Annotated in this window: 16 protein-coding genes; 4 read left to right on the plus strand and 12 right to left on the minus strand. The window is 41.3% G+C overall.

What is annotated here, in order from left to right:
• Positions 1-4 precede the first annotated feature (4 nt).
• Complete coding sequence (locus tag CKW03_RS05225; protein ID WP_093098995.1) at positions 5-571, plus strand: hypothetical protein; 567 nt, start codon at positions 5-7, stop codon at positions 569-571.
• Between the two features lie 100 nt (positions 572-671).
• Here CKW03_RS05225 and CKW03_RS05230 read toward each other — a convergent pair whose 3' ends face one another.
• A complete protein-coding gene (locus CKW03_RS05230) occupies positions 672-881 on the minus strand; it encodes a hypothetical protein (protein WP_093098997.1) in 210 nt (69 codons plus the stop codon).
• Between the two features lie 1,084 nt (positions 882-1,965).
• Here CKW03_RS05230 and CKW03_RS05235 point away from each other — a divergent pair.
• Positions 1,966-2,739, plus strand: a complete 774-nt coding sequence (locus CKW03_RS05235; RefSeq protein WP_093098998.1) for a CDGSH iron-sulfur domain-containing protein — start codon at positions 1,966-1,968, stop codon at positions 2,737-2,739.
• 69 nt (positions 2,740-2,808) lie between these two features.
• Here the strand turns inward: CKW03_RS05235 and CKW03_RS05240 are convergent, their stop codons facing one another.
• From CKW03_RS05240 to CKW03_RS05275, 8 genes are all read right to left on the minus strand, one after another.
• Positions 2,809-5,979: an efflux RND transporter permease subunit gene (locus CKW03_RS05240; RefSeq protein ID WP_093099000.1), complete on the minus strand. Its 3,171-nt coding sequence runs from the start codon at positions 5,977-5,979 to the stop codon at positions 2,809-2,811.
• Between the two features lie 28 nt (positions 5,980-6,007).
• On the minus strand, positions 6,008-7,162 hold the full coding sequence (locus CKW03_RS05245) for an efflux RND transporter periplasmic adaptor subunit (RefSeq protein ID WP_093099001.1): 1,155 nt from the start codon (positions 7,160-7,162) through the stop codon (positions 6,008-6,010).
• A 42-nt stretch (positions 7,163-7,204) separates the two neighbouring features.
• The gene (locus CKW03_RS05250) at positions 7,205-8,536 is read right to left on the minus strand and encodes a TolC family protein (RefSeq protein ID WP_093099003.1); all 1,332 of its coding nucleotides are present in this window, start codon (positions 8,534-8,536) and stop codon (positions 7,205-7,207) included.
• Between the two features lie 5 nt (positions 8,537-8,541).
• A complete protein-coding gene (locus CKW03_RS05255) occupies positions 8,542-9,120 on the minus strand; it encodes a TetR/AcrR family transcriptional regulator (RefSeq protein ID WP_093099004.1) in 579 nt (192 codons plus the stop codon).
• A 644-nt stretch (positions 9,121-9,764) separates the two neighbouring features.
• Entirely contained in the window at positions 9,765-10,190 is a 426-nt protein-coding gene (locus CKW03_RS05260) for a c-type cytochrome (protein WP_093099006.1), read from the minus strand.
• Entirely contained in the window at positions 10,190-10,834 is a 645-nt protein-coding gene (locus CKW03_RS05265) for an SCO family protein (RefSeq protein ID WP_093099007.1), read from the minus strand. Before CKW03_RS05265 ends, CKW03_RS05260 begins: the two co-directional genes overlap by 1 nt.
• Positions 10,835-10,844: 10 nt before the next feature.
• Positions 10,845-11,270 carry a hypothetical protein gene (locus tag CKW03_RS05270; protein WP_093099009.1) on the minus strand — a complete coding sequence of 142 codons (426 nt, stop codon included), beginning with the start codon at positions 11,268-11,270 and terminating at the stop codon, positions 10,845-10,847.
• Positions 11,271-11,281: 11 nt separating this feature from the next.
• A complete protein-coding gene (locus CKW03_RS05275) occupies positions 11,282-11,803 on the minus strand; it encodes a hotdog fold domain-containing protein (protein WP_093099010.1) in 522 nt (173 codons plus the stop codon).
• Between the two features lie 92 nt (positions 11,804-11,895).
• On the opposite strand from CKW03_RS05275, the gene CKW03_RS05280 reads away from it, so the two are divergent.
• On the plus strand, positions 11,896-13,119 hold the full coding sequence (locus CKW03_RS05280; protein ID WP_093099012.1) for an MFS transporter: 1,224 nt from the start codon (positions 11,896-11,898) through the stop codon (positions 13,117-13,119).
• A 198-nt stretch (positions 13,120-13,317) separates the two neighbouring features.
• Here the strand turns inward: CKW03_RS05280 and CKW03_RS05285 are convergent, their stop codons facing one another.
• Genes CKW03_RS05285 through CKW03_RS05295 form a run of 3 tightly spaced genes read right to left on the minus strand, consistent with a single transcriptional unit; the run spans position 13,318 to position 15,670 of the window.
• Positions 13,318-13,971, minus strand: a complete 654-nt coding sequence (locus CKW03_RS05285; RefSeq protein ID WP_093099013.1) for a uridine kinase family protein — start codon at positions 13,969-13,971, stop codon at positions 13,318-13,320.
• Positions 13,972-13,984: 13 nt separating this feature from the next.
• Positions 13,985-14,911, minus strand: a complete 927-nt coding sequence (locus tag CKW03_RS05290; protein WP_236736523.1) for a DPBB and LysM peptidoglycan-binding domain-containing protein — start codon at positions 14,909-14,911, stop codon at positions 13,985-13,987.
• A gap of 9 nt (positions 14,912-14,920) precedes the next feature.
• Positions 14,921-15,670 carry a hypothetical protein gene (locus tag CKW03_RS05295; RefSeq protein ID WP_093099015.1) on the minus strand — a complete coding sequence of 250 codons (750 nt, stop codon included), beginning with the start codon at positions 15,668-15,670 and terminating at the stop codon, positions 14,921-14,923.
• 34 nt (positions 15,671-15,704) lie between these two features.
• Between CKW03_RS05295 and CKW03_RS05300 the strand changes: the two genes are divergently transcribed.
• Entirely contained in the window at positions 15,705-17,057 is a 1,353-nt protein-coding gene (locus CKW03_RS05300) for an NfeD family protein (protein ID WP_093099016.1), read from the plus strand.
• Positions 17,058-17,082: the final 25 nt, after the last annotated feature.

Here is a 17,082-nt window from a genome sequence, read left to right on the forward strand (position 1 = left end):
GAACATGCAAAAGCTTTTTTCATTTTTTATTCTGATGCTGATCAGTAGCTTGGGTTTTGCCCAAAGCTCTTTTTATACACTAATCCAAGGCGGTGGAAATTTAGGTGTCCGCAATCCTGGTTACGAAGGCACCTTCAATGGATATTCCCTGCATTTTATTTTTGGGAAAAACTTTGACGATAAAGCCTATTTAGGTTTAGGGATTGGAAATGAAACCTTAAAGGGGGACTATACCAAATCAGGAGAGGCTGGGAATACGGAAGTGAGAAAATCCAAGTATGACCGGAACCTGTTCCCCATATTTATCGATGGCCGATTGCCAGTAAAGGATTTCGGACAAGCTTCTAGGGTCGGTATTGTGGCAAATGCTGGTTATTCCGCCAGTATTGGTCCAGTCTATGACAAGGGTTTTATGGGTAAAGCAGGGCTGTTCTATCTTTATGACTCCCTAAGCAAAACCAAATTCACGGTTTCTGCAACCTATGCCTACCAACAATTGCATGGTAGTTTTTATACCAGCAATTTCGACCATCAACATTTGAATGTTTCGGTGGGGATAATGTTGAAGTAGGATTTTTTTGTGTCATATTGAAAAGAAAAATTTGGATAAAATTTATCGGAAGGTGATGATAGGAAAGTGCAATGCAAAAAAACAAAATTTAGATTCTTCGTTACTTTTGAAGCCCAAAAGTACCAAACCGACGAAGGAGCTCACGGATACCAATCTCATTGTTACTTTTGGAGCCCAAAAGTAACCAAAAACCTTCGGCCCATTTAAGGTGGCTTTTCGCACAGTCCAGCATACATGGATAGAATGCCTTGATGTCGGGAATATCTTTCATACGATCATCCCTTTTGATGGGATGATCGTATGAAAGCATTCCAAGGCCAATCCCATCGCACAGGGCATCGGCATTCTATCCATTTTTCCGCCACTGGAAATGAGCCGGTTGCTAAAGGACTTCCTTCGGAAGGATAAATGTTTGTTAATTTTCCGAACCCCCATTGGTGGTGACATCTTTGTAGAAAATCGGATTGTAAACCGAATAACCCCATAGGGGTTCCATTATTTTAACTAGCATGGCACGTTAGCCTGGAGGTAGCGCAAAAACGATGTTCGATTAATCGAACATCGTTTTTGCATTAACCCTATATTGTTCGATACCAATGCTAAAATAATTCTGCCCTTCCAGGGCAGTATGTCCCAAAAAAGAGATTTTTCTGGGAAATAAGTATGGGTCTAAATACCTAGAAACCCAGCTCTAATAAACTTTTCATTGATACGTCCATCAGAAGTATCTCGGAGCAATGCAAACCTTTAAAATCAAATACAAAATAAATAGTATAGACGTACAGTTTTTATATCTTCGATAGTTGGTATTAACGTACAGTTCCTGTACCAAAGGTACAGGATGACACCCTAGGGAGGGGAACCGTACAGATTCTTCACTGATCGTTCAGAATTGGAAGTAAGCAAAATAATCTTGATCCATCCGGTGGGTGAGCGAAGTCGAACCCCAAATCCTTTCTATCCTGGTTCAAATACCAACGGGCATATTCGATATGCCCCTACAGTATGATGGACTTTCCAGCGAAACATTGGCCATAATCTTGGTCCATCCGGTGGGTGAGCGGAGTCGAACCCCCAAATCCTTTGAATCCTGGTTCAAATAACATCGAATCCGCCTCACCAAATTCGGCTCTTCACCACTAAGAAATTCTTATCAAATTTAAAAATTAAAAATTTGCATGATCTTTAGGACTTCAACTTGACCTTATTCGAGAATCATTTTGAATTTTCCGAATATGGCTCGAATGAGGGTAAAACAAATCCCGAAGCTTCTTGCTGAACACTTCCTTAATATTTTTAATTTTTAGGCCTTCCTCCATTCCTGAAAAACAATTTTTGTAGATTCCATATTATCCATAGTATTGGGGATATTCTCCATGATAAACCTATGATCGATGAAGTTAGAGAAGGACAAACTTGATATACAATTAGGAACTATCCTTAACAAGGAATCAATTTTTATGGAAGTGACCAAAGATGGCCCCTATGTATTGCATGGTAAAGCTCCGATTGTCCAACAATTTATTGTGGCCAATTCGGCAGGGATTTCCGTGGCGTACCAAGAAGGGAAGGAGTTCAAAACTGAAGATTCAGATATTTACCTGTGCCGATGCGGTTTGTCCAAGTATAAGCCTTATTGTGATAATTCCCACCTGAAGGCGGCGGAAAATGGGGTGGATCTCACTGAAACCGCTACTTTCAATCCTGAGTTTGCTACTGCAGAAATTATTAAGGGTCCTGTTGTTTCCCTTTCTGATGATGAGAAGCTGTGTGCCTTTGCTCGCTTCTGCGATAATGGGCAAAGGATCTGGAATGAGGTGCAGGAATCGAAGCACGAGTCGGTGGAATTGACGGTGGGCATGGCCCATCATTGTCCGGCAGGCAGGCTCATTGTGTGGGATGGCGGCAAGCCTATTGAAGATAAAGATATAAAACCTAGGATTGGGTTGATTGAAGATATGCCTAATAACTGTGCAGGACCATTGGCGCTATGGGGAGCAATCCCTGTAAAAAGTTCCAATGGAAAATATTATGAGGTACGAAATCGACAGACTTTATGCCGATGTGGCCAGTCGTCGAACAAGCCATTTTGTGATGGAACCCATGCATCCATGGGATTTCAGGATGGTCTGGATAAGCAACCTAATCCGGAGGGGAATCTGTTCTAAACCTTCCTCTCTAAAAAAAAGGCTCGTCCATTGCTGGACGAGCCTTTAAAATTATGGAGTTAAACTAAATTAGTGCGCACTTAAGCTTTTCTTTTTCTCCTCATCGAAACTAGCTTCCAATTCCGCTAATTTCTTTTTACCATAAGCCAATCGTGTAATCACCACGAATAGCACCGGTACGATAAAGATGGCAAGGAAAGTCGCTGCGGTCATACCCCCGAATACGGTCCAACCAATGGTCTGCCTGGATACAGCACCTGCACCAGTGGACAACATCAATGGAATAATACCTAAGATAAAAGCCAATGATGTCATGATAATTGGACGGAGACGAAGCTTGACAGCGTCTAGTGTTGCTTCAACTAGGTTCATACCAATATCCACCCGCTCTTTGGCAAATTCCACGATCAAGATCGCGTTCTTAGCTGCCAAACCGATAATGGTAACCAAACCGATCTGCGCATAGATATTATTGTCCAAGTTTGGCAATAAGGTCAATGCCAAGATCGCTCCGAAAATACCTAGAGGTACTGATAATAGGATGGAGAATGGTACCGACCAACTCTCGTATAGCGATGCCAATAACAAGAACACGAACAGGATACAGAGCGCAAAGATCTGGATGGTCTTGCTACCCGATTGTTTCTCTTGTAAGGACAGGCCGGAGAACTCATACGAATAACCGTCAGACAAAGTCTGTGCAGCTACTTCTTCCAATGCACGGATGGCATCACCTGATGAATAACCAGGACCAGCCTCACCAGAAATCTGGATTGAACGGAAGATGTTAAAGTGGTTCACGATCGAAGGGTTCGTGGTCAGTTCATATCTCACTAAGTTTGAAATAGGTACTGGCTGACCTTGTACGTTCTTCACATATAATTTATTGATGTCTTCAATGTGCATACGGTAACTGGTATCTGCCTGTGTTACCACACGGAAGTTACGTCCGTATTTGGTAAAGTCATTGACATAACTACTACCTAGGTAAGAAGATATGGTGCTATAGATATTGGAAACCGGCACACCCATACGTTTCGCCATTTCACGATCTACTTGTAACTTATAGTTCGGTGAATTACTGTTGAATAGGGTATAGGCCATTCCGATTTCAGGGCGTTGGTTTGCAGCAGCCAAGAATCGGCCAACCATCGCTTCGAAATCTTTGATATCTACAGTTTGTCTATCTTGGATCTCCATGGTAAAACCACCAGCGGTACCCAAACCAGGAATTGGCGGCGGCGTTGCTGCAATAACGGTTGCCTTAGAATAGCCACGGTATTTACCCATGATAGCACCTGTGATATCAGAAACTGTTTTCTGTCTTTCATCCCATGGTTTCAAGGATACGAAAAGTGATGCACCGTTTGGTTTAGCAGAACGGTTCAATAAGTTCATACCGTTGATGGACGTCACATAATTGATCTCAGGGAATTCTTTGCGTAAATCATTTGTCAATTCGGTCAATACCTCTTCAGTACGTGCACTGGATGCACCTTCTGGTAAGCTGACCCCCATAAAGAAGATACCACCATCTTCGTTAGGGATAAATCCGGCTTTCTTAGCGGTAAACATCCATCCGGTTCCTACGAAAATACAAACCAAGATAATCAATACCAGTGGAGCGGATTTAATCGCTTTCTTCACACCTTTTGAATAGCGATAAGTTACTTTATCAAACCAAACGTTGAATTTATAGAAGAATTTGTTCAAGCCTTTTGAATCCTTTGTCGTTGCCGAAGGTTTCAACATGATCGAACATAGAGCAGGTGTTAAGGAAAGTGCGATAAATGCCGATAACATTACGGATACCGCAATGGTAATCGCGAACTGTTGGTACAGTTTACCCACCATTCCAGGGATAAATCCTACCGGAACGAATACTGCCGCCAAGATCAAGGCGATGGCAATAACCGGTGCGGTAATATCTTTCATGGCACGCATGGTCGCTTCCTTGGCATCCATCTTATAATGGTCGATGTAATGCTGGACGGCCTCCACCACAACGATGGCATCATCCACCACAATACCGATGGCGAGCACGAAAGCCAACATCGTTAAGTTGTTGATCGAGAACCCAAATAAGGTAAAGAAGATAAAGGTTCCGACGATGGAAACCGGAATCGCCAATAATGGGATCAAGGTTGCTCTCCAACTTTGTAGGAAGAAGAATACCACCAAGGTTACCAAGATCAAGGCTTCGATTAAGGTATGGATTACCGAGCTGATGGAAGCATTAACCACTGATACAGTTTCATAACCTACCACATAATCTACACCTGAAGGGAATGATTTCTTCAATTCCTCCAAAGTTTTATAGATACCATCGGCAGTTTCCACCGCATTACCACCTGGTGTTTGGGAAATCATCATACCCGATGCTGTATTTCCATTTACCTTGTTGGTAATACCATAGTTAAATTGTCCAAGTTCTACTCTGGCAATATCTTTCAATAGCACGATGGATCCATCAGCATTTGTTTTGACTACGATATTTTCAAATTGATCAACTTCTTCCAAATCGGAGTCCATTACGATCGGGTATTCGAATACTTGCATGTTCTCTTGTGGACGCGCACCCACTGAACCACCCGGCATACGGGAGTTCTGTTCTTGGATAGCAGTATTGACATCCGCTGGAGACATTCCAATGTTGGCAAGTTTGTTGGCATCTAACCATACACGCATGGCGAATGGTTGTCCAAATGCTTGCACATCACCCACACCTGGTACACGTAATAAAGCGTCTTTCAAGTATAAGTTAATGTAGTTGGAAAGGAAGTTGATATCGCGGCTGCCATCAGGAGACACCAATGAAACCATCATCAAGATATCGGTATTTACCTTACGCGTGGTTACACCTAAACGGCGTACCGCCTCTGGCAATACCGGTTCTGCGATACTCACACGGTTCTGAACGTCAAGTGTTGCAATATCGATATCGGTACCTACTTCAAAAGTCACTGTGATACGAGAACCACCATCCGAAGTGGAGTTGGAACTCATATAGATCATTCCGGGGGTACCATTGATCTGACTCTCGATAGGAGTCGTTACTGTTTTTTCTACTGTTTGTGCATCCGCACCTGTATAGGTCGCTGAAACCGATACCGTAGGGGGAGCAATATTTGGATATTGACTGATTGGTAAGGTGGTGATCGCGATAACCCCTATGATCGAAATCAATATGGATACCACCATCGCCGTTACCGGCCTTTTAATAAATACTTCTGAGATCATTCGTTAAATATATTTTATGGAACAGCACTTATTTTTTCGGTTGAGCTTGAGGTTGTTGCGGAGCCATTGTCGCTTTATCCACAACTTTTGCGCCTGGTTTCAAGGAGGTTACACCGTCTACTACGACTTTCTCTCCGGGATTGATGCCCTTTGCAATCACCACACGGTCACCTAATTTTTGACCTAAGGTTACTTGTTTCAAGTCTACAGTGTTACTATCAGTCACGGTATATACGGAGAAGGAACCTAATTGCTCGAAAATTGCACGGTAAGGAATTACCACTGCCTCTTCTTTGGAAGTACTTACTACATTCAAGTTTAAGTTCATTCCTGCACGTAGGGTATTGTTAGGGTTGTCGAAAGTCGCTCTAACCTTTAAAGTACCTGTTTGAGGATCAACAGCACGGTCGATCGTAGAGATTCTGCCATGTGAACCATAGGTGCTCGCATCTGGAAGCGTCAAATTGATCTGTGTGCTTGACTTACCTGATTGCAGGTTGCTGAATTCCATGATCTCTTTTTCATTGATCTGAAATTCCACCGCAATAGGATTGGTAGAACTGATGGTGTTCAATAAAGTGGTTCCAGCGGATACCAAAGCTCCGTTACGAACTTGAGAGATACCAACAGTTCCAGAGAATGGAGCCACAATACTAGAACGTTGCAAGTTTACCCTTGCTGTAGTTAAAGCAGCCTCAGCAGCTTGAACCTGTGCTTTTTGATTATTGACATCTGTAAATGCATAATCCAAAGTCTGTTTTGCGATCGCATCCTTGTCTGCTAGGGTCTGATAGCGTTGCAAATCTTTTTCCACACGAGCAAGGTTTGCTCTTGCGATTTCAAGATTGGCTTTAGCTTGGTCCACTGCAGCAGCATAGCGTACGCGGTCGATATCATATAGCTTCTGTCCTTTACTTACATGTGCACCATCAGCTACACTGATGTTTGTGATGTAACCGGAGACTTCTGCTCTAATTTCAGTTTCTTGTAATGGAACAACATTCGCTGGATAGCTATGCTGTCCTGAAACGATTTCATGTTGTACAACAGCCATGGTAACAGGCATCGCCTGTGCTTGCATCTGCCCCGGACCTTGTTGTTTTGCGCCTTCTTTGTTGCCACAAGCTGTAAAGAACAGTCCAGAGCCTAAAAGTATTGTTGAAAATAAACGAGTTGTATTCATGTTTTCGTAGTTTCTATTGTGATATGTATGGTGGTTGTTGTATTAATTAGCAAAATTTACGGTTCCCAATGCTTTTTGGATATCCAGCTTACTTGAAAGAACGGCATAGAGTGAATTCAAGTAATTCAATTGGCTTGTTTTCAAGTCTGTTTCCGCCGTCATCAATTCGAGGTAAGTCTTTACTCCAGCATCGTATTGTAATTTGATCGTGTTATAAACCTCTTCTGAAAGTTCAACGTTTTCTTTTGCATTTCTCCATTCGTTGATGTTTGCACGGTAGTTAGCCATAGCAGCAGAATATTGAGCACCGATTTGGTTCTCTAGGTTTTCAATATCCATATCGATCCTGGATTCCAACAATTCTGATCTCTTGATTTCCTGAACGCGTTTTCCACCTTGGAAAATAGGAAAGGTAAGGCTCAGACCAAAGCTGGACTGTGGAAAGTTATCGCCATATAGGTCAGAAAAAGAATTGTTCCTATAATTTAGACCGTAGTTTGCAAAAGCACCTAGCCTAGGAAGGAATTGCCATTTTTGATACTGGGTATTCAATTTTTGGATATCCTTCATGGTCTGCAATTGTCTCAATTCAACTCGGTTGTTGTAATTCAGAACATCCGTAGTATCCATCAATACATTGGATTCCATGTTTTGATTTTCGAAAGATAACGTCAAACCATTGGTTGGGTTCATACCCAATAAGGTTTTTAAGTAATCATATTTATATTTTCTAAACTCTAGAGCTGTTTTTAACTCGGCTTTAGCATTGTTCAAAGAAATCTGTGCTCTCTTATAATCCGTTTTATCAACCAAACCAGTTTCATAACGCGCATTTGCTTCGGTATACTGACGGTTCAGGCGGGAGATGTTTTCCTGGATGATATTGATTTGTTCTTCGCTGGTAAGGATATCGTAATAAGCTTTGCTGACATCCACCACGGTATTGATTTTGGTGTCTTCTACACTTAGATCATTTTGTTGCCTGATGTATTTGGCAGCCTTAGAAGCTTGGAACAAGCCAGGGTTAATGATTGCTTGATCGGCTTGAAAGGTTAATGCAGAGGTATTGCGCTGTCCCATGGCAATGTTCTGGCCATTGATATTGGCTGTTGGCAATTGCATAAAATGGGTTAAGCTACCATTTGCATTGATTTGCGGGAACCAACCGGAAAGGGCAGAAGCGATTTCACGTTCGCCGATTTCTTGGTCAATCTGAGCTTGTCTGATTTCGATTTTGTTTTCCAATGCATACTGGATCAATTCATCCAAGGTGGCATTACTGTTCAGGTTATTTGTCGTTTGGGCAAATACTGATCCTACAGAGATCGCAGTAAAGGAAAGATAAACTACTAAGTCCTTAATTCTAAAATTCATATATATTATTTTTTAACCCCGTTCCAAATGATGTCTACCATGGTTTCAATTTCTTGATCAGTAGGTTTTGATTTTTCATATAAGCAGCCTCTAACCAGGGAGATAGCTACGCCCAGGTAGGCAGATATTAATAGTCGAACATTTAAATCTTTTAAATGTTTTAAGTGTACACCTTCATCTAAAAAATGGAGCAAAACATTTCTTTCGGACTTTTGTTGGAAGATGTTTGTTCGGATTCCTTCATAGAAGGGAGATCCGTAGAATTGTTCCAAAAACCCGAAATGGTCTAGGTTGTCCAGATAGTACCACACCAAGTTTCTCCAGATTTGCTTGAATTTTTTTTCGTAGCCCAAGGTAGGGTCTATGGCTGAAAAAACCTGATGGTTCAATTTTTCTTTACAATACCAGTATAATTCTACGATTAAATCCTCCTTAGACGGGAAATAATGATAGATCGAGCCTACTGCTACATCGGCATCTTTAGCGATTTTGCTCATTGGAGACCCATGGAATCCATAAGTGTTGATCAACTTCAGCGTGCTAAAGAAGATTTGCTCTTTTTTTTCTGTCAATTGAATGTTCATTCGGTTGCAAATGTAGGCTTTTTTTTAAGGCGATTGTGTCACGTATTCGTTATAAATGCGATTAAATCATTCCAATGTTAAGAAATTGTTAAATATTCAAATTCCTCTTGACGTGTGTATTTTTTACACTTACCTTTGTGGTATCATAATTTAGGTTTATAATTGGTTATTAAAGGTTTTCATTCTCCCCGTTTGAAAACCTTTTTCTTTTTATAAGGATTTGGGTAAAGTGTTGAGGATGAAGGGTTAAGGTGGGTTGAACCAGGGTTCCGCTCAGGGTACGGGATTGGAGGATGGACCAAAACCATCTTGACAATATGGCGCTGGAAAATCCCAAATACTGTAGGGGCGTATCGCATACGCCCGCCGCATATTTTGAATAAATAAAAGGTTTGCATTGGCGAACAGTTCCTGTACCTTCGGTACCGGATGACAGGACATGAAGGTGAGGAACCGTACAGATTCTTCACTCGTCGTTCAGAATTGGAAGTATCCTAGGATATTAAAATGATTCACGCCCAACCTGCGTTAGTTAATAAACCATATCATCTCAGGTTTTATTGAAATCTGAAAGTTAAGCCAAATGTCACTTTCCCAAAATGCCATTCCTTCAGAAAGGTCTGTTGTCTTAGGTCTTATGTCTCTTATTTACAATTCTTCAAAAAACCTTCGATTTCTTCTTTTTTGAAATGGGTTTTGCTATCACCGAAATAGGTGGTGACATAGGTCAGGACATAGGCGATATCGACTGAAGAGAGTTCGGGTACTCCGGGCATCTGTTGATTGAATAGGGTGTTGTTGACTTTGATTTCGCCGGACATTCCGTTTTTGACGATGCAGGCCAGTTTGCTCCTGTTCTCGTTCAGGAAGTTTGCGTCGGTAAGGGGCGGGTATAGCTTTCCTAACCCTTCTCCATTGGCGCCATGGCAGTTTTGGCAATGCTTGACATAAATTTTCTGGCCGTTGGTGGCATATTGCATCGTTTCCACGCTCAGGTCTGTGTTGCACGAAAACAGAAAATAAAGCATGGAAACGAGCGCAATAGACCCTATAAAATATCGAGTTATCATTATTTGTATTCTGCTAAAATGACATCTAGATCTTCCAAGAGTTGTTTTACCTGTTCATCGTTGGTGCCATCATAGGCGCCACGGATTCTTTTTTCAGGATCGATGATCACTAAATAACCTTGGTGGTCATAGCCTCCCGGTGCGTTGGGATCTTCTTTGGTGAAGACCATGTATTTTTCGGAAATGCCGTAAATATCAGCTTTGCTTCCGGTCACAAACTGCCATTGATCATTATCGACCCCCAATTTGGTTGCATAGTCTTTCAAGACAGAAGGTTGATCATATTTGAAATCAATGCTGTGGGATAGAAAAGCGATCTTGGCATTGCCCTTGTATTTTTCGTATGCCTTGAGCAAATTACGTTGCATGGTCGGGCAGATACTAGGACAGTGGGTAAAGAAGAAATTGGCCACATAGATTTTGTCTTTGAAGAAATCTTGTGTCAAGTTCGTGCTATCCTGATTTAGGAAAGAGAAATTAGGGATGGTATGATAAATGGTGTCCACGACTGTTTTGCCATCGACTTCTTTTTCAACTGGACTACGTTCACCATAGATGGGCAGTTTTCTTTCCGTGGGTCCACAAGAGAACAATAGGATACTGGCCATACATGCGGCAAACGCTCCGCCTAAGTACTTTTTCATTTTATTTTTATTAATTGAATGCTGCTAATGATGTTTTGATTTGTTCAGCTACGCGATCGAACTGTTTTTTCATGGCGCTGATTTTGTCAACCTCTTTCTGTTGGTAGGCTTCATCTTCGTTTGTTGCATCGTAATCCTTCATCCAGGTCATCATGTGATCGGTTGCATCTTCGATGCTATCCTTCAGGTTCGTCAGGTCAACACGTGTTTTTGCGGTATCTAAGTCAGCTTTCTCACCTTTGATCGCTGCCAAGTTGCTTATGATAGAATCGATCTTGATGGTCGATTTATCAAACTGCGATATTTGCGGCATGATTTCGTCATGGATGGCAATAGCTTGTTCAGAAAGCTTTTGGTCTTTGTTTTCAACCTGTTTGTTCTGGCAAGAAACAAAAGCAATAGAAAATGCTGCACTTAATAAGATTAATTTTTTCATGATTAATTAAATTATAGTTCAATACTCGAGTTCTCAATTTGAGTAGGAGCAGGATTTAAAGATTCGAAGTTAAAGTCAAGATCACGGATGTAGATTTCATTATGTGCTATGGCGCATAAGGTTCCGTGTTTATCGAAGACTTGGGTTTGAAAGGTTCTGACTACTTTTCCTTCTTTTTTTATGGTCTGCAAGGTTTCGTCCAAGATTTCCTGATCAAGGCGGATGCGGACCTCCAGATCAAACCTGCCGGGTTTGATGTAGTCGATATGGGCGGTCTTTAACCAAGCCACGGTGCGAGTAATCCCTTGATGTTTGAAATATTGATCCAGTAGGATGGGATAGAATGGATCGATTGCAGAAAAGATAGTGCCCCCAAATATCGTTCTATTGGAATTGATGTTGAGAATGCTTCTGTTGATCTTGACATCAGCCCCTAAGAAACTGTTCAGGATCCGGCGCACCCAGATGCGTTGGAAAAAGAATGGAGGGTACAAGCGAAGACCCCATTTTAAAGTACTTGGAGATACTTTCATGCGGATAAAAATACAGTTAATTTCTAAGAAAAAACATCCTTCTATTGTAATAAAAGAAACTCTCCCTTATATTCAATAAATATTCCTGAATTATGGACTCTCAAAAACCTAACAAGAATGTTTGGATATTGATTTTTGTAGCCGCCCTCGGCTATTTTGTTGATATCTATGACCTCATCATTTTTTCTATTGTACGCATTCAATCCTTTAGTGATATCGGTGTTCCGGCAGATCAGATGCGCAGCAAAGGCGAATTTGTATTGAACATGCAAATGGGCGGTCTGCTTATCGGTGGGGTGATCTGGGGCGTGCTGGGTGATAAATATGGCCGGTTGAAGGTCTTGTTTGGTTCGATTTTGCTCTATTCGATTGCGAATATTGCCAATGGTTTTGTGCATGATGTCACGTCCTATGGCATCATCAGGTTTATAGCAGGGATCGGTCTGGCGGGTGAATTGGGCGCTGGGATAACCTTAGTGTCCGAAAGCATGCACCGAAAAAAAAGAGGCTATGGAACCATGATCGTTGCTGGAGTAGGGGTACTGGGGGCCATCTTGGCCTATTTCATATCAGAATGGTTCAGCTGGAGAACGGCGTATTTTGTTGGCGGTGGAATGGGAATCCTATTGTTGTTTATGCGTGTTGGGGTCTTTGAATCCGGTATGTTTTCTTCCTTGGAGAACAAGTCCGTCCAAAAGGGAAAAATTTCCATGCTATTTAACAATGGCGATCGATTCAGAAGGTACCTGTACTGCTTGTGCATAGGATTGCCAATATGGTTTGTCGTTGGGGTTTTGGTGACCCAAGCACCTGAAATCGGGCAAGCTTTGCATGCGCAGACTACCTTGAGCGCGGGGAAGGGCGTAATGTTTACTTATATAGGGATTTCGCTGGGTGATTTTCTTGCAGGTTGGTTGGCTCAGGTCTTTAAATCGAGACGTAAGGTAGTTTTTATCTATCAAATCTTGATCCTTCTTTTTTCATGTATCTACCTGACAAGACAAGGTATTTCAGAGAATGAGTTTATGTGGTTAGCCTTTTTGATGGGGCTAGGTGTGGGCTATTGGGCAACCTTTATTACCATTGCTGCAGAACAATTTGGAACCAATATACGGTCGACCGTAACGACGACGGCACCAAACTTTGTTAGGGGGGCGCTGATTCCTTCGACTTTGATGTATGGGGTATTGGTAAATTGGGTAGGTATTATTGGAGCGGCCATGATCATGATCGTGTTGCTATCCTTGATCGCTATTTTTGCTCTGACTCAATTAAAAGAGAGCTTTGACAAAGATCTAGATTATGTGGAAGAATAGGAGTGGTAGCTAGAGGGAAATTATTCCGTCCTACCAGGGCATTTTTTACATCTTTTGCCCTTTTTGTATTTCTTACAACATTTTTTGAATGCTTGTTCTCCGTTCGGATTAAAGGGAGAATGACCCTTCTGGTCCTCAAAAGGGTTGTTTTCTAAAATATGCAGCTTGATCATGGACTCGTACATGATGCAAAGATAGCTAATTTAGATTAATTAAAAATAAATATCCTATTCTTTTTCGGAGTTCGATGGCAATATCGTTGGTGAATGTTTGGATAACTAATGGGTCATCCACATTGTTGTGGATAATCAGGTCGCATTCTTCACGGTGAGGGAGAAGATATTCATTATAAGATGGTACGACATGGTTGATCCATTTGTACATTACATCGTCATGGTCATAACCGCGCTCGACCAAATCCCTTCTCAACCTTCTCTGCAGGGCAATCGGTTCATCAGCATCCAAGAAAATCCTATAGTCCAATAGTTCATTGATTTCCTCATAATGGAAAATAAACAAGCCTTCGACTACTAAAATGGGAGCTGGATTGATTTCCAGCATTTTGGGAGCAATATCGGGATTGTTAAAAGTATATTCCTTTTGGAATACAGTGTTGCCGTCAAATAGTTCCTTGATGTGATGATAGAAAGCATCACGATTGATAGAAGTTGGTAAGTCGAAATTATAGAGCCTATTTTCTTCTTTTGTTTTGGTATTAGCAGGTATATAGTAATCATCTTGAGAGATCAAGGTGACTTCTTTCTGTGAAAAATGATCTAAAAAGCTTTTTAAAAAGAAAGTTTTTCCTGAACCGCTGCTTCCTGCGATTCCAATTACATAGGGTTTGTCCATTTTTTAACTTGCACTAATTTACTGGTGCGCCGTAGGCAATTTCAATAAGGAATCGTTTATCGAGAGCTCCAATATAAGATGCTGCGGATTTGGAAAGAATAACAATGGCATCTCTGCTTTCTGCAGTATCGGAGAATTTTCCTACAACTTTGGCAAAGGTAACACTTTTTGTCAATGGGTTTGTAATTTTTAGAATAGTACCTACCGGAGCTGTACGGTGCAAAGCTAGGTTGCTGCGGCCACCGGACTCGAGGTTTTCCATCCAGATACCAATACCTTTTTCTTTTTTCTCACGGATCCCATAGCGGTTGGTTTCGAATTCGATCTCTTCTTTGCTGATATTTTCAGGGATGGGGAGATTGATGGCTGCCGGAGCAGTTTCTTTCTGTACCACGACCACATTGCCATCGGGGATCTTCAAAGTCTGTCCCTCACGAACAGTATCTGAATCTAAGCTGTTCAGTTTTTTAATATTGTCTACCGTGGTCGAGAAACGCTTTGCAATAGAATATAAGGTTTCATTGGAACCCACTTTGTATTCCGTAAGGATCTTAGCTTGGATGGTTTGTGTATTTGGATCTCCAAGGGGTTTTGAATCCCTATTATTGGGTTCGTTCTGAACAACTTCTGGTTTATTTTCCGGTTTCTTTTCTTCTTCTTTGAATGGGATATAAACAGCATCACCAACGCGCAGGTTCTTTTTGTTGTTGGCATTCATGATATCCTTCACAGGGATACCATAGATCCTGCTCAGCTGGTAGTAAGTGTCCTTTGCTGTGACGCTATGTTCAATAAAAGTTTTTCCGTTTACTACTGTTTTCTTTTGACTTGGGTTGCTTGATTGGGCTTGTGCCAGAGAGATTCCGGCGAATAAAAAAGCAGCAGAAAATATAATAATAGTCTTTCTGTAAGACTTTTTGAATAATCGTTCTTTCATCATTGAGTGCAATTATACTAAATATGAAACAATTTCTCTCTTGTTAAAGGACATAAAGAAGACTTGACTACCTAATTGGAAATAAGGTTGGGGGATCATTTTCTCCATGTCATGAAGTATGACTTGTTGATCTAGTATCTGGTTTAAATTACTTGTTGCCAAACAGAGGTCGAAATGGTCATTTTTCTGTTTATGGTAACACCAGAGGAAGTGGTGTCCACATTTACTCAACCATAAGGGCCCAATGTTGTGCTCATTTTTTAAAAATCGTGGGGTTTGTTGATACGTGACAGGGTACTGGATTTTGTTGCATGCCATGTCAAATAGGATGTCATTTGCGGAGCTGTATTCTCCAGTTCGGATTTCGATGGCAATGCTTTCTCCCGAGGAGATGCTACGGTGTCTGGCATGGATGTAATCTTTGAATACATCTAAAAGGACAAATTCATAGCTGCTGAAGATAATTTCATTATTGGTAATCTGGATGATCTGGATCCCTTCTTGTACTGGAGTTTGTTCGCCAATTCTTTTCAGGATCATATAACCATTTTGGATGGAGTCAAGTGTCCATTCCTTTCCATCCGCTTGACAAGGTGACATCAGACAGTTGCCCTCAAAATCGAACACAAAAAAGGAGGCTAGAGTAGTCTCCACATCCCTAGTTTCTACAGCTACATAGGGCTTAACGGAGTCGATCTCTATTTTCCAGATATTCGTTGGGAATGCTTTCTCGAAAATTTTATTTATCGTATATTTAGTCATCCGATGACAAGCAAATTCGGTAAAAAACACTATTATGAACAAATTTACAAAATACATTTTAGGTATTCTCGCCATTTGCTTTGTGAGTTTCTTTCAAGCTAAGGCACAGACGGTTTATTCTGTGCAGATCAAGGAAGATATTGGCCCCAATGCATGGCGTACCATGAAAAATGCGATAAAGCAAGCCAAATTGAGTAAATCAGAGTATTTATTGATCGATCTTAATACGTTTGGTGGCGCTTTAAATTTTGCCGATTCTATTCGTTCTAGCCTATTAAACGACAATCAGTTCAAAACTATTGTATACGTTAATAATAATGCTGCATCTGCGGGAGCATTGATCTCATTAGCAGCGGATTATATTTACATGCACTCAGGTGCTAGCCTAGGTGCGGCATCGGTGGTGAATCAGCAGGGGGAAGTCCTTCCTGAGAAATACCAATCTTATATGCGTGGCTTGATGCGAGCTACTGCTGAAGCCAAAGGCCGTGATCCGAAAGTCGCTGAGGCTTTTGTAGACCCAGCTATTTCAGTACCGGAACTTAAAGAAGATGGAAAATTATTGACTTTGACGGCCTCCGAGGCTGTAAAGATCGGATTGGCTAAAAAAGAAGTCAAAAGTCAGGTTGATATCTTTTCCGATCTCAATATTGCAAAACCGGATGTACAGGAACATCAGATCACTTGGGTGGATTCCTTGATCGCTTTATTGATCAACCCTTTGGTTAGCGGCTTGTTGATCATGGGTATTATTGGTGGGATCTATTTCGAGTTACAGGCGCCAGGGATAGGGTTTGCTTTGGTAGTGGCCTTGATCTGTGGAGCTTTATTCTTTGCACCATTGTACCTGCAAGGTTTAGCGGATAACTGGGAGATCGCGATTTTTGTGTTAGGGGTGATACTCCTGGTCTTGGAAATATTTGTAATTCCTGGCTTTGGAGTCGCCGGTATTGCTGGAATTATCTTAGTTTTATGCGGATTGGCATTCTCTATGGTAGCCAATGATTATTTTGATTTTAAACTTACCCAACCAGGATTATTAATGAATTCCTTTATAATAGTAATAGGCGCCATGATCTTGACCATTGTCTTGATGGTTATTTTTGGCAAAAATGTATTGCAATCTCCAACTTTCAAACGACTGGTCTTGCAAGATGAACAAAAAGCGGATGAAGGTTATACCTCCTCAGTTGCTAAACCTAATCTGATCAATAAGGTTGGGGTGACCAAAACGGTCCTGCGCCCAAGTGGAAAAATAGAAATCGACAATGTATGGTACGATGCGGTTTCCCTAGATAGTTTTATCGATGTAGGCGAAGAGATCTATGTCGAGAAACATGAAAACTATAACCTCTTTGTGAGGAAATTGTCGGAGCGCAAAGCGTAGGAGAGTATTGAGATATGAGTATTGA

Source organism: Sphingobacterium mizutaii, from assembly GCF_900187125.1.
GTDB classification, from domain to species: Bacteria; Bacteroidota; Bacteroidia; order Sphingobacteriales; family Sphingobacteriaceae; genus Sphingobacterium; species Sphingobacterium mizutaii.

What these genes read in the sequence shown, in the direction of transcription:
- CKW03_RS05235 (WP_093098998.1), top strand. Translation starts at nt 1,966, where the DNA reads ATGAAGTTAGAGAAGGACAAACTTGATATACAATTAGGAACTATCCTT.
- CKW03_RS05255 (WP_093099004.1), bottom strand. Translation starts at nt 9,120, where the DNA reads ATGAACATTCAATTGACAGAAAAAAAAGAGCAAATCTTCTTTAGCACG.
- CKW03_RS05245 (WP_093099001.1), bottom strand. Translation starts at nt 7,162, where the DNA reads ATGAATACAACTCGTTTATTTTCAACAATACTTTTAGGCTCTGGACTG.
- CKW03_RS05300 (WP_093099016.1), top strand. Translation starts at nt 15,705, where the DNA reads ATGAACAAATTTACAAAATACATTTTAGGTATTCTCGCCATTTGCTTT.
- CKW03_RS05260 (WP_093099006.1), bottom strand. Translation starts at nt 10,190, where the DNA reads ATGATAACTCGATATTTTATAGGGTCTATTGCGCTCGTTTCCATGCTT.
- CKW03_RS05285 (WP_093099013.1), bottom strand. Translation starts at nt 13,971, where the DNA reads ATGGACAAACCCTATGTAATTGGAATCGCAGGAAGCAGCGGTTCAGGA.
- CKW03_RS05295 (WP_093099015.1), bottom strand. Translation starts at nt 15,670, where the DNA reads ATGACTAAATATACGATAAATAAAATTTTCGAGAAAGCATTCCCAACG.
- CKW03_RS05290 (WP_236736523.1), bottom strand. Translation starts at nt 14,911, where the DNA reads ATGATGAAAGAACGATTATTCAAAAAGTCTTACAGAAAGACTATTATT.
- CKW03_RS05240 (WP_093099000.1), bottom strand. Translation starts at nt 5,979, where the DNA reads ATGATCTCAGAAGTATTTATTAAAAGGCCGGTAACGGCGATGGTGGTA.
- CKW03_RS05280 (WP_093099012.1), top strand. Translation starts at nt 11,896, where the DNA reads ATGGACTCTCAAAAACCTAACAAGAATGTTTGGATATTGATTTTTGTA.
- CKW03_RS05250 (WP_093099003.1), bottom strand. Translation starts at nt 8,536, where the DNA reads ATGAATTTTAGAATTAAGGACTTAGTAGTTTATCTTTCCTTTACTGCG.
- CKW03_RS05265 (WP_093099007.1), bottom strand. Translation starts at nt 10,834, where the DNA reads ATGAAAAAGTACTTAGGCGGAGCGTTTGCCGCATGTATGGCCAGTATC.
- CKW03_RS05270 (WP_093099009.1), bottom strand. Translation starts at nt 11,270, where the DNA reads ATGAAAAAATTAATCTTATTAAGTGCAGCATTTTCTATTGCTTTTGTT.
- CKW03_RS05225 (WP_093098995.1), top strand. Translation starts at nt 5, where the DNA reads ATGCAAAAGCTTTTTTCATTTTTTATTCTGATGCTGATCAGTAGCTTG.
- CKW03_RS05275 (WP_093099010.1), bottom strand. Translation starts at nt 11,803, where the DNA reads ATGAAAGTATCTCCAAGTACTTTAAAATGGGGTCTTCGCTTGTACCCT.
- CKW03_RS05230 (WP_093098997.1), bottom strand. Translation starts at nt 881, where the DNA reads ATGCTTTCATACGATCATCCCATCAAAAGGGATGATCGTATGAAAGAT.